Here is a 13,636-nt window from a genome sequence, read left to right as displayed (position 1 = left end):
ATTAATAGTTGTATTTCTTGAGTTTTGTTTGTAGATTATAAGAACTAAAGCATTTCACAACCTTACCTAACGGTTAAAATGCATCCGAAACTATAATCCACATAACATAATAAAAAGTACGCAAAACGATTCAATTGTGTACACCCATAATTATTACAAAACCAAGAACACAACTATGAATGCTGCAAATGATCAAAACGAGTTTAAAAAGCTCTTTGCCGCCTACCGAAAGAATAAATCGGTAGAGGAGGAAACCATGTCTTTCCTAGACTACTTGGAAGAAGTGCAAAAAGATACCGACTTAGCGGATCTTGCTCACAAGAGAATGTTTAAAGCGATTACAAACCAAGGCTTTAATGTTCTTGATACCGAGAAAGATGTCCGACTGAGAAGGATTTTTGGACCACACTCCAAACTAAAAAGTTATAATTTCTTTAAGGACGAGTTTTTCGGTATTGAAAAAGTATTGCAAAAGCTCGTCCGTTATTTTCACTCAGCATCCCTTAAAGGTGAAGAAAGTAGACAGGTATTATTTTTAGTAGGACCTGTGGGGGCGGGTAAATCTTCGCTGATTGAAAAGCTGAAAAGTGGTTTAGAACAATCCAAGCCATTTTATTTCTTAGAAGGGTCTCCAATGAATACGAATCCTTTATGTGCGATTCCACAAGATTTACGTCCCGAAATGGAAAGTCGCCTTGGCGTTGAAATTGAAGGAGAACTAGACCCAGTTACTCAACATATCTTAGACCATGACTTTAAAGGCGACTTCACCAAATTTAAAGTTGTAAAGCGTTCTTTCTCTATTCGTAAAAGAATGGGAGTAGGAATGGTACCACCTGTAGACCCTAACAACCAAGACACCTCTGTACTTATTGGCTCCGAAGACATTTCTAAACTAGACCGTTACAGTGAAGACGACCCTAGAGTATTAACTCTAAATGGTGCTTTCAATGTAGGAAATAGAGGTTTAGTTGAATTCATTGAGGTTTTCAAAAACGAAATTGAATACCTACATGTAATGCTTACCGCAACACAAGAAAAACGTATACCAGCACCAGGTAAACATGGTATGATATACTTTGACGGTGTAATCCTTGCTCACTCGAATGAAGCAGAATGGAATCGTTTTAAAGCAGACCATACCAATGAAGCTATTTTAGATAGAATTGTTAAAATCGAAGTACCGTATGTTCTAGAGCTGTCGGAGGAAATCAAGATTTATCAAAAAATCATTGGTAAATCGGACTTCAATGCACACATCGCACCACACTCGTTAGAAATCGCTTCAATGTTTGCCATTCTAACTAGGTTAAAGCCTACCAACAAATGCGATCTATTGACGAAGCTGAAGCTTTACAATGGTGATGAAGTCACAGAAAATGGGCAATCCAAACGTATCAACGTGATGGAGCTTAAAGAAGAAGTTGAAGACGAAGGAATGAGCGGTATTTCAACCCGTTTCATCATGAAGTCTTTAGATAATGCCCTATCTGACACAGAAACAAATACAATCCATCCTATTGCCGTTTTAGATGCTCTGCAAAACAAATTGAAAGAAGAGCCTATGCCAGGTGATATTAAGGACCACTACATGCATATCCTTAAGGATATTCTTTACAAGGAATACCTTAAAATGCTTGAAGGTGATATCACAAAAGCATTTGTCCATGCATATGATGAACAGGCTGAATCATTATTCCAAAACTATTTAGACCATGTTGAAGCCTATGTACTGAAGAGAAAAGTTACAGGGGCTAATAATGAAGAACTTGACCCAGATGTTAAGTTCCTAGAGTCCATTGAACAACAAATCGGTATATCAGGCACAGCTGCAGATGGATTCCGTCAGGATGTAATGAGTTATGTAACACATATTCTCAGAAGAAATGGAGAATTACATTACACAAGTTATGAACCTCTAAAAGAAGCTATTGAGAAAAAATTGATGGCGTCTGTTAAAGACATCACCAGAATTATTCTTAAAGCCAAAACTAGAGACGACTCACAGAAATCAAAATATGATGCTATGGTATCCCAAATGATAAATATGGGATATAATGAAGAAAGCGTTGAAGCGGTGTTATCATTCGCTTCAAACAACCTATGGAAAGATTAGCAGCATCATATAGGTTGTAGAGGCAAGGTGCCCCCGCCTTGTCTCTCTTTTACCTATCAAAAAAATTACATCATGGCTATTTTTAAAGAATTCAGCAAACAGAAAAGAGATCGTTCTGCTGCTGATAGGCAACGCCATAAAGAACTTGTAAAAGAAAAAATCAAGAAAGGTATTGCTGATGTTATAGCAGAAGAATCGATCATTGGTCAAGACAAAGACAAAAAGATTAAGGTTCCCATTAAAGGGATCAAAGAGTACCGATTTGTCTTCGGGTCTAACAAAGGAAAAGGTGCAGCACAAGGCACTGGTAAAGAACAAAAAGGGCAAGTAATACAAGACCAAAATGCCCAACAACAAAAAGGCAAAGGAAAAGGTGAAGCAGGCAGTGACCCTGGTGAAGATATCTATGAAACCGAGATCACACTAGAAGAAGCCATTCAGTTTATGTTTGAAGACTTGGAATTACCTGATATGGATCAGAAAAAGTACTTCCAGACAGATACTGAGGTGATGCGTAAACTGCTTGGCTATCAGAAAAAAGGAATTAGAGCCCGACTTTCAAAACGAAAAACTATGATGAATAGGATAAAGCGTATGAAAGCTAAAGGCATTGATAGCAAAGCATTATATGAAAGTAAAGATTCTTCTTTCCCTTTCCATAATGATGACCTAGTATACCGTAGGCTGCAAGTTGACACTGAAGAACATTCTAATGCAGTTGTTCTTTGTCTTATGGATACTTCTGGATCTATGGACCAAGCAAAAAAGTACTTAGCAAGAAGTTTTTACTTTATGCTGTATACTTTTTTACAGACACGGTATGAAAACACTGAAATCATTTTTATCGCTCACCATACTGAAGCCAAAGAAGTTACCGAAGATGAGTTTTTCCACAAAGGAGAATCCGGAGGTACTATTATTTCCTCAGCATATAACAAAGCCTTAGAAATTATTGAAGAACGATATAATCCACTACTATGGAACATTTATGCTTTCCATTGTTCAGATGGTGATAACTTTTCTTCTGATAATAAGAAGGCTATCGAAAGTGCTGTGAAGCTAAGTAATGTCTGCAACTTGTTTGGCTATGGAGAAATTAAACCTGATGTCGGTTACTCATGGTCTTCCATGATTGATGAATACAAAAAAATAGAGGAAGACAACTTCATTTGTTTAAGAATGAGAACAAAAGAAGCCGTTTGGCCTGCACTTCAGAAATTTCTCAGAAAAGATAAAAGTAATACACTTATGGATTAAGTAAGTGCTATGAATATCCTTCATAAATAAACTATTAAAAATGGATTGGGTATTAAAAGATTTAGCAAAATGGAACGATAAGATTGAAGAAATTGCCCAAGAATGTGGTTTAGACTATTACCCTCAAGAATTTGAAGTATGTGATTACCATGACATGCTTGGGTACCAATCTTACGTAGGGATGCCTTCAAGATATCCCCATTGGAGTTTTGGAAAATCGTTTGAAAAACAAAATACCATGTACAAATTGGGAATGAGTGGCCTAGCTTACGAAATGGTTATTAACTCAAATCCCTGTCTTGCCTATTTAATGATAGACAACCCGTTATCAATGCAAATTTTGGTAATGGCCCATGTATATGGACATAATGACTTCTTCAAAAACAATATAAATTTCTCTAAAACAAGAGCTGAATATGCTCTAGAAATGTTTAAACTTAACGCTGACCGTATTCGTTCTTTTCATGAAACACCTAGTATTGGATATGAAGGTGTTGAAAGAATTTTAGATGCTGCTCATGCTATTAGTTTTCATGTTGACAGAAACCAACGCATTGTGCGCTTGTCTGAAGAAGAGCAAAGAATTCAACATTTTCAACATGTAAATAGAGAAAAAGACAATTGGGACGAACTCAAAAAACCTGAAAAAGATGAGGACTTTATTCCTGCCCTCTCAGAAGACTTGATGTTATTCCTTATAGAAAATAGTCGCTTTCTACAAAGTTGGGAAAAAGAAATCCTACGCATCGTAAGAGAAGAAACGTTATACTTTCTACCTCAAATGGAAACAAAGATTATGAATGAAGGTTGGGCCAGTTTCTGGCATTATACTATACTTCATAAACTTAACCTTCCTCCTGCTATGCATGTGGATTTTATCAGATCCCACAATCAAGTGATACGTCCTCATGTCGGTGGTCTTAATCCATATCACATTGGTTTTACTTTAATGGCACACCTTGCAGGAAAAAAGGATGCTTTCGAATATGAAATCAATCCTAAAATATTTGATGTAAGAACTGTAGATAGAGATGCTTCTTTCTTAAGAAGATTCCTCACCAAAGAATTAATGGAAGAGTTGGGGCTTTTTGAATACGAAAAAAAACAAGGAAGAATCACTGTCTCTAATACATCAGATGACTTTAAAGGATGGAAAGATGTTAGAGATACTTTGATTGCTCAAACAGGAACAGGAAGTATACCAGTGATAAAAGTGAAAGGAATTGCTCCTATTTCAAATTCACTAATGCTTGTCCATGAGTTTGACGGTAGAGAACTTGAACTCGGATATGTAAGTAAAACCATGGAACATATCGCTACTTTATGGTCCGATTTTCCGGTAAAACTAGAAACTACTGTCGATGGACATGAAGTAACATGTATATACGCCAACAAAGAGTTTCGAGTCGAAGGTATAGATCGGGATGAAGCCGAAACAGAATATACGCACATCTAAATGCATCAATGCTACAAAGTAAAATTTGTAGCATTTTTTATTCATAACAACTACCTCAAATTTTCAAAAAAACTTCCCACTCTTACTTCATTCATATTTTTTAAATGAATATCCACAAAAAAGGTAATATAAGTGATAAAAATGTCGTTCATTTGCAATTCGAACAAGCATTAAACATTGTGGGAGTATTTAGAAATATGTCGCGAAAGGACTCTGAAGAGAAAAAAGCGCGTTTAGATAAAGGAAGTATAAAGAAATTAAGAGGTGTTTTTAGATTTATGATGCCCTACAAAGGCATTTTCACACTCGGCTTAATCTGTCTCTTCTTCTCAAGTACAATTTTACTAGCACTACCAAAGTTAATTGGTACTTTGATGGATACAGCACAAGGTATTGTCACAATTCCTTGGCTACCTGATTTAACTTCAGTAGGCTTTGCACTCATCGCTGTATTATTTCTTCAAAGTTTATTCTCATTTGCGAGAGTATATCTTTTCGCTAAAGTAAACGAGAATGCTATAGCAGATTTACGAGGTGCTTTATATCAAAAATTCATGTCGCTACCCATGTCTTTTTATGACAGGAATAGATCTGGCGAACTTTTCAGTAGAATTACTTCTGATGTTTCTGTACTTCAAGATACTTTTTCAACTACTCTAGCTGAATTATTTAGGCAACTTGCCACTTTAGTTTTTGGCGTAGTTATTTTATTCATGGAAAATCCAAAGTTGACGTTCTTCATGATGTTGACTTTCCCAGTACTTATCATTTTTGCTATCATCTTTGGTAAGTTTATTCGTAAGCTTTCAAAAGGTACACAAGATGCATTAGCAAAGGCCAATGTGATTGTTGAAGAAACTATTCAATCTATCGGTACTGTAAAAACTTTCGCGAACGAAGACTTTGAAGTCAATCGATACAACAGCAATTTATCGGGAGTTGTGAATATCGCCTTAAAAGCAGCTACATATAAAGGTACATTTATCTCATTCATCATTTTCGTATTGATGGGAGGTATCATTGGAGTATTATGGTATGGTACTTACATGGTATCTCAAGGAGAAATCACGATTGGAGACTTAACCTCATTTGTATTGTATACGATGTTCATTGGAGGTTCAATTGGTGGCTTAGGAGATATTTATGGCAACTTACAAAAAGCTGTAGGTGCAACAGATCGAGTTGAAGAAATTTTAGCAGCAGAATCTGAACATGAAATTGACAAAGAAAACATTCCAAGATTAGAAGGAAATATTACTTTCAAGGATGTACGTTTCTCATACCCTACTAGAAAGGAGATTGAGGTATTGAAAGGTGTCAACCTACATATTAGCAAAGGTGAAAAAGTTGCTCTTGTTGGTAAATCTGGTGGAGGTAAATCTACAATGGCACACCTATTACAACGTTTTTATGAAATTGAAGGTGGAGATCTTCTTATCGATGATAAATCGGCGAAGGATTATAACCTTATCGGATTCCGTAAACATGTAGGAGTTGTTCCACAAGAGGTACTACTATTTGGTGGTTCTATTGAAGAAAATATCCGCTATGGTAATCCAGAAGCCACTAAGGAAATGATCATTGAAGCAGCTAAAAAAGCTAATGCCTTAGAATTCATCAATTCTTTCCCAGAAGGATTTGAAACACTTGTAGGTGAAAGAGGTGTAAAACTATCTGGTGGACAAAGACAAAGAATTGCAATTGCTAGAGCGATCTTAAAAGATCCTGCTATATTGATCTTGGATGAAGCAACTTCTGCATTGGATATTGAGTCTGAAAAGTTAGTACAGGATGCTTTAGAGACGCTAATGGAAGGCAGAACAAGTTTGATCATTGCCCACCGTTTATCGACGATTAGAAATGCACACAAAATTGCGGTATTAGATAATGGTGTGATTTCTGAAATCGGTAAACACGATGAGTTAATGGAGAAAGAAGATGGAGCATATAATAAGTTGATCCAACTTCAAGAATTTTAAATTAATGCAATTTAAGAGTTAAACTACTCTAGTAAACTCATAAATCACTGATAATTAAGCAGAAGAAAAACCTGCTAATAGATATTTAAAAATAAGGTTAGAGGTCGAAATTTACATCGATCAACTAACCTTATTTTTTATTTGGTAATTTTTAGTCTTCTATATAAGTTTGTTTACAAATTATGAATAACACATCTATACATAACCCTATAGCTTTTTATTTATTCATAACACATAAAAAATAATCGATAACAATAATAGACACAAACAAATTATGGAAAACTACGCACCTAAAAAGGGAACTTTCACTTTTACTATGATTAAGCCTGGAGAAGAAAACCAAGATTACATTGGTGAAATCTTAACGATGATTCATGATGCAGGATTCCGTATCCAAGCAATGAAAATGGTAAGGTTACGTACGAAACAAGCTGAAATGTTTTACCGCCACTTGTCTGACCAACCGTTCTTTCAAGATGTAGTAAATTACATGACTTCAGGGCCTGTAGTAGCAGCCGTATTGGAAAAAGACAACGCTGTTGCTGACTACCGTAAATTGATTGGTGCAACAGATCCAACAAAAGCAGAAGACGGTACAATCCGTAAACGTTTTGCAAGATCAACTGATAGAAATGTTGTTCATGGTTCTGATTCTGATGACAATGCAGCTGAGGAAGCAACATTCTTCTTTTCTATGGGAGAACGTTACAACAATGAAGGACACTGTTTCTTTGGATGGGGTAACTAAGCTGAAATAGCATTCATATAAAAATAAAAAGTAGTCACGTCGACAAAAGGGGTGACTACTTTTTTTATAAAAAACATTCGGAGAATCTCTGAAAGCTTTAATAAATTGATATGAAAATTTTGTTTTACTTATTGTTATTTTGAAGTAGGTAAGATGAAATTAACTTGACATCTTCCTGCGTCATTATATCGTGATCTATTATTTCTTCATTGTCTGAAATAGTTCTTTTCTTTTGAGACTTCATGATATTAAGATTTTTAAGTTCTGTTCAATTGTGATATATCTATTTGAACGCATTAAGTCTCTACCCGTTTGTGCTTTAAAGTTCAAAGTTTTTACCAAAAAGGTCAGATTAAATTGAGGTGCTATTTGTATTAAACAAAGAAAAAACAAAACATTTTAAATAACTGAAAATCAATTATTTCAAATACCATCTTAATATTGTTAACATATTGTAATCGCCGTTTATTAATGATTACAAATGTTGTAAAAACAGGTCAACACGCATAAATTGAGGTATCAAAATACAAAAGCAACAAAGAAATGAATACCAAAAACAGCTATCTATAAAGAAAATTATTTCTTCCAACGCCTATTTATCACTTAAATTATCCAATGATTTACGGCAATACCGAAAATCAATCAGAACCATTATGCCTGTAGAAATTTAATACAAAGAAATCAATCATTATAAAATGAATTGACTTGTTTTTTGTATCACAATATTAATAGTGTTATACCTTAGATTCTTTACCTGGCCCTCATAAATGTTTTGCATTCTATGAGGGTGTTTTATTCAAACCTAAGTGATTCAATAGGATCTAATCTTGATGCTTTATTTGCTGGGTAAAATCCTGAAACAACTCCTACAACAACACAAACTACTATTGATACAATTAACCAGAACCAAGGAAATATAAAACCTTCGGTATCCATAAACTTAGCTAATACATTACCGATTAAGGCTCCAAAAAACGTCCCAAAAAGTCCTCCAATTAAACAGATAAAAATTGCTTCCATAAGGAATTGCTGTCTAATTGCAAAAGGTGTTGCTCCCAAAGACTTACGAATGCCTATCTCTCTTGTACGTTCAGTTACAGACACCATCATAATATTCATCAAACCGATAGATGCCCCTAACAATGTCACAATCGCAATAGCAAAACCTCCGATTCTAAGTTGCATTGTCATTTCATTAAATTCAGAGTTTAAAGAATCACTTCTTTTTATCTCAAAGGAATCTGGTTTTCCAAGTTGATCTCTTCTGATGATTCGCATTGTGCCTCTTGCTTCAGACATGGCATAATCAATACCTCTAGGATCTGTAGTATTTATTGTTGCTTTATAATATAAACTTTGTTGAGTAGCGAACTTATTAGCATTAAGAAGAGGAATAAACACCTGTCTATCGGCATCACCTCCACCAATACCTCCTTTCTCTTCAACAACTCCAATTACTCTAAACTTTTTGCCTTTGAAACCGATAGCCTTATCGATAGGGTCTTCATCTTTTTCAAATAAGTTAGTATAAACCTCTTTTGAGATAATTGCTACATTTTGACCTTGAGATAATTCGATATTTGAGAACTCTCTACCATCTTTTATCTTATACCCATTATTTTTTAGGTACATATCATCGATACCCGTTACACTGTAATTGGGTGTTGTTTTTTTAGATAATCTTTTGATTTCCAAGGAACCAGCGACCAAAGCTTCAAGGCTTACCTTACCTTCTACAGGTAATGATTCCTTTAATTTCTTCATTTGTTCGTAAGAAATGATATTCTTTTTTGCTAATTTTTTTCCAAAAGCACCTCTTCTTCTAGTTACATCTGAGATTTCAAAATTATTTACACCCAAGTCTGCCATACCAGAATTTATAGATTCATTAACGGCATCAATTGCTGTCATTATTCCGACTAAGGCCATAATACCGATAGCAATCATTGTAGATGTCAAGAATGAACGAAGTTTATTTGCCTTTACAGAACTGAAAGCTTCAAATATATAAATTAAAATATTCATCGAATAAATCAGGTTTTCTTAGTTAAGTACAATTTATTTCCCTTCACTTTTTTTGAATTTTCAAACAAAAAGTACAATGTAATATTTTCATCAAAAAGTGACTTTTTTAAAAGTCATCAGAGAAAAAACAATTGTAACTTAAAGATAGTTAAAAAGTTGAAAAAGAATCAGTTTAACTTTCCTGTTAATCTATTAGTCTATTTAGCCCCAATTAACACTATAAAACCCTACTAAACAATAATGCATGAAGACCATTATCTCACTTTGCTTTCTGCTATTGGCACAACTACATACTTTCGGATCTCATATACTTGTGCCAATGGATCAAGAACAAACTAACCACCTAAAGGCTTATGGAGTCACTTTTTGGGTTCTTGGACAAGAAGTGGAAGCCGATTGGCTCCTCAATTACAGAGGTGGTAGTTTTATGTTTAAAAATCTACCCTTATTTGAACAAGAACTTGTGATTAGGGGTGTAAGTTATGATGTGATTTCTGATGCTCAAGCTATTCAAATTAAAGAAGAAATTGCACACCCAGAATCCAATATGGATCTAATGAGATTAGACGCTGTACCTAGTATTGCTGTTTACTCTCCGCCCTCTAAACAACCTTGGGACGATGCCGTCACCTTGGTACTTACATATGCAGAGATTCCTTATGATGTCATCTTCGACGATGAAGTCATGGCAGATCTCTTACCTAAATATGATTGGCTTCACCTTCACCATGAAGATTTTACGGGTCAATATGGTAAGTTCTATGCTACTTATGGACGAGAAGCCTGGTACATTGAAGCACAAAATCAATTTGAAGAATCAGCAAAAAGACATGGATTTGAGAAAGTTTCTCACCTTAAAAGTGCTGTAGTAAAGAAAATTAGAGATTTCTGTGCTGGAGGAGGATTCTTATTTGCCATGTGCTCTGCTACAGACACTTATGACATCGCTTTAGCAGCAGATAATGTTGATATCTGTGATTACATGTATGATGGCGATGGTGTAGATGAAAATGTTCATGACAAATTAAATTATAAGAACACTTTCGCATTTAAAGACTTTAAAATAAAACTCGACCCCTATCAATACGAGTACTCACAGATAGATAACCAATCTTATGAAAGAGGCTTAAGAGAAGAAAATGATTACTTTGAGTTATTCACTTTCTCTGCAAAATGGGATCCTGTTCCTACGATGTTAACTCAGAACCATGAGAAACAAGTTAAAGGTTTTATGGGACAGACAACGGCTTTCAAAAAGCATTTAATAAAAAGTGATGTTATTATTTTAGGAGAATGTGAAGCAGCCAAAGAAGCCAGATATATTCATGGTACTTATGGCAAAGGAACTTGGACTTTCTTCGGGGGACATGATCCAGAAGATTACCGTCATTTTGTTGGTGAGGAGCCAACAGATCTAAATCTTCATCCTAATTCTCCTGGTTATCGATTAATCTTGAATAACATTCTATTCCCTGCCGCGAAGAAAAAGAAACAAAAAACCTGATACTACTTTTACTACTATCTATACGAAGCACTTGTTGGAAATCGACAAGTGCTTTTTCTTTATTTTAATGTTTACAGAAAAAGTAGTATTTTGATAGTCAATGGAACAACTCATTAAAATAACTATTCAGGTTTCTCAATTCTATCTATTTATAGGAACTCTCTTTGCTATCTTTTTTATCCTAAGAGGAGGAAAAAACTTAGATACCAAGTATAGCAATGCTCCTATTGTTGCAAAGATCATATGGATACCTGCAACGATATTATTATGGGTTTACTTACTTCCAAAAATAATTCGAAAATAAAATGAACACCCAATTAAGGAATCAACATATTTTTTTATGGCTAATTATTGCTATTATTCTACCTACAGGGCTTCTTATTTCCACAGAAATTCCTTCCTCATATCTTTCGAACTTTGACAATTCAAAAGCTACTTCAGACGTTAATTATTATGTGGAAGGAAATCATCTCACTTTTCAAGTCTTTCACCCATTTAAAGCTCCTACTGTGTTTTTATATGCTATTGAAGATAACAACAAAGAGCATTTTTTGGGTGATGTTACAGCAAAAGGAAATTTTCACTTCAAGATACCGAGTAATACTATTTCATTAAAAGTATTTGATCAACACAATAAAATATCTCTCATTCAACTGTCATTAAAAAGGTAATATGTCTCTTGAATATAAATCTGTCTTGTGGAATCCTCAAAAAAAGAGATATGATTCATGGATTTCATTGGGCATCATTATATATATATTAAGTTTTGCAGGGTTTACAGCAATCACACAAAAAGATTGTACCATAGAAACGCTGATCATAAGAAGTTTTGGTTCACTAAGTATAACAATGCTTCAACTAATATTGTGCATTGGGCCTTTATGCAGACTATCCCATTATTTCTTACCCCTTCTCTACAATAGAAGACATTTGGGTGTTGCGATGTTCTTTATGGCATTGACTCATGGTGTGTTTTCATTAATTCAATTCCATGCTTTAGGCAATGAAGGTATTATCAACTCCCTTTTCACTTCCAATTTAGACTATGATCATTCTAGTGATTTCCCTTTTCAGACATTAGGCTTTTTTGCTCTTGTTATATTATTCCTAATGGCTTCAACAAGTCATGATTTTTGGAACAAACATCTAGGAGCTATATTATGGAAGAGGCTTCATATGTTTGTCTATATCGCTTATACCTTGGTAGTTTTTCATGTATTGTTAGGAGCTTATCAACAAGACCACCAATTGTATTTAATACTTCAGGTCGGCATTGGAAGTGGAATATTGATCACTTTACATCTCATTACAGGTATTACTGAATGGACTAGTGATAGAGAGTTTCTAAGGTCACATAATCGAGTAGATAAAAACGGCTACATCTATATTTGCCTTATCGATGATATTGATGAAAACTGTGCAAAGGTCGTTCAACTGGGAAATGAAAGAATTGCTATTTTCAAGTATGACAATAAAGTTTCTGCGGTGTCAAATGTTTGTAAGCATCAAAATGGTCCATTAGGTGAAGGTAAAATAATTGACGGCTGTATTACTTGTCCATGGCATGGTTACCAATACAACCCAGAAAATGGACAGTCTCCACCTCCTTTTACTGAAACCATAAATACCTATGATGTAAAATTAAAAGGTAAAGAAGTTTTTGTACACCCTGTTCCACTTGGCGAAGGAGTACCATCCAACCCAAAAACAATACGATAATGAAAGGATTTTACATTGGTTACATCAATCAATTAAAAGGAAAATATAGAAAATTCACTCTCATTGGTGCGGCATCATTTCTTATACTTTTATTTATTAGTTGCTTTTCATTTGGCTTTTTCCAAGAGCATTTTACTAATGGGGTTTTCGAAATAAATAGAGAAACTACTTTTACAGGAAAACTATATATGCAGCCATTTCCTTTTATTCGAGTAGAAATTGAGAAGGGATACTTCAAAGATATTATGCTTGTTAAGCAAGGAAAATTTGGTATTTCTGAAGATGATATGGATATCAAAAATCTTAATAACAGTGCCGTCGATATTACCGGGCACCTTATCTATTTTAATGGACAAAATGTATTGGAAGTTACCGATATTCAATCATCAGATAAAGTGATTAATATTAAACCACCAACCTTTATTAATCAAGGAGTCTTGGAAGTTACAGGAGAAATTGTAGATCCAAAGTGCTATTTCGGAGTTATGAAACCTGGTTTTGGGAAAATACATAGATCTTGTGCTATTCGTTGCCTATCGGGGAATATACCTGCTGTTTTAGTTCACCGGAATGAAAATGGGTTTGAATCTTATTTTGTGATTACCTATCCAAATCTAAAAATAGACAACACTCCTATTTTAAAATTAATTGGAAAAACTGTTCGACTAAAAGGTAAAGTAAGAAAAGGAAGAAATTGGCATTTATTACAGTATTCTGAGGCCATGCATCCGCTTATCATCAAAGAACAAGCTTTCTCCTATTATCAAGAGAACTCTTCTCCTCCAAAGGAACAACACCTTTGTATTACAGCAAAATAAAGAAGGGATGTATA

The 13,636-nt window shown here is 34.6% G+C and carries 11 protein-coding genes; 10 read left to right on the top strand and 1 reads right to left on the bottom strand.

Going from position 1 to position 13,636, the window contains the following annotated elements:
• Positions 1 to 175 precede the first annotated feature (175 nt).
• The 5 genes from QL232_RS13540 (at position 176) to ndk (ending at position 7,556) form a co-directional block, all read left to right on the top strand.
• On the top strand, positions 176 to 2,116 hold the full coding sequence (locus tag QL232_RS13540; protein ID WP_168881709.1) for a serine protein kinase: 1,941 nt from the start codon (positions 176 to 178) through the stop codon (positions 2,114 to 2,116).
• 72 nt (positions 2,117 to 2,188) lie between these two features.
• Positions 2,189 to 3,373, top strand: coding sequence for a DUF444 family protein (locus tag QL232_RS13535; protein ID WP_168881710.1), 1,185 nt, complete (start codon positions 2,189 to 2,191; stop codon positions 3,371 to 3,373).
• Positions 3,374 to 3,413: 40 nt separating this feature from the next.
• A complete protein-coding gene (locus QL232_RS13530) occupies positions 3,414 to 4,829 on the top strand; it encodes a SpoVR family protein (protein WP_281614500.1) in 1,416 nt (471 codons plus the stop codon).
• A 197-nt stretch (positions 4,830 to 5,026) separates the two neighbouring features.
• The gene (locus QL232_RS13525) at positions 5,027 to 6,808 is read left to right on the top strand and encodes an ABC transporter transmembrane domain-containing protein (protein ID WP_281614730.1); all 1,782 of its coding nucleotides are present in this window, start codon (positions 5,027 to 5,029) and stop codon (positions 6,806 to 6,808) included.
• 274 nt (positions 6,809 to 7,082) lie between these two features.
• Positions 7,083 to 7,556: a nucleoside-diphosphate kinase gene (ndk, locus tag QL232_RS13520; RefSeq protein ID WP_168881712.1), complete on the top strand. Its 474-nt coding sequence runs from the start codon at positions 7,083 to 7,085 to the stop codon at positions 7,554 to 7,556.
• Positions 7,557 to 8,348: 792 nt separating this feature from the next.
• Here the strand turns inward: ndk and QL232_RS13515 are convergent.
• A complete protein-coding gene (locus tag QL232_RS13515) occupies positions 8,349 to 9,581 on the bottom strand; it encodes an ABC transporter permease (protein WP_168881713.1) in 1,233 nt (410 codons plus the stop codon).
• A gap of 244 nt (positions 9,582 to 9,825) precedes the next feature.
• Here QL232_RS13515 and QL232_RS13510 point away from each other — a divergent pair, with 244 nt between their 5' ends.
• From QL232_RS13510 to QL232_RS13490, 5 genes are all read left to right on the top strand, one after another.
• Positions 9,826 to 11,085: an asparagine synthetase B gene (locus tag QL232_RS13510; protein ID WP_168881714.1), complete on the top strand. Its 1,260-nt coding sequence runs from the start codon at positions 9,826 to 9,828 to the stop codon at positions 11,083 to 11,085.
• A gap of 100 nt (positions 11,086 to 11,185) precedes the next feature.
• A complete protein-coding gene (locus tag QL232_RS13505) occupies positions 11,186 to 11,389 on the top strand; it encodes a hypothetical protein (protein WP_281614499.1) in 204 nt (67 codons plus the stop codon).
• 1 nt (position 11,390) lies between these two features.
• Positions 11,391 to 11,756, top strand: coding sequence for a hypothetical protein (locus QL232_RS13500; protein ID WP_281614498.1), 366 nt, complete (start codon positions 11,391 to 11,393; stop codon positions 11,754 to 11,756).
• A gap of 1 nt (position 11,757) precedes the next feature.
• Positions 11,758 to 12,804 (top strand): Rieske 2Fe-2S domain-containing protein, encoded by a 1,047-nt coding sequence (locus QL232_RS13495; protein WP_281614497.1) that lies wholly within the window; start codon positions 11,758 to 11,760, stop codon positions 12,802 to 12,804.
• A complete protein-coding gene (locus QL232_RS13490; protein ID WP_281614496.1) occupies positions 12,804 to 13,622 on the top strand; it encodes a hypothetical protein in 819 nt (272 codons plus the stop codon). Before QL232_RS13495 ends, QL232_RS13490 begins: the two co-directional genes overlap by 1 nt.
• Positions 13,623 to 13,636: the final 14 nt, after the last annotated feature.

Source organism: Flammeovirga sp. SubArs3, from assembly GCF_947387565.1.
Taxonomy (GTDB): Bacteria; Bacteroidota; Bacteroidia; order Cytophagales; family Flammeovirgaceae; genus Flammeovirga; species Flammeovirga agarivorans.
This window is presented reverse-complemented; position numbering and strand designations above follow the sequence as displayed.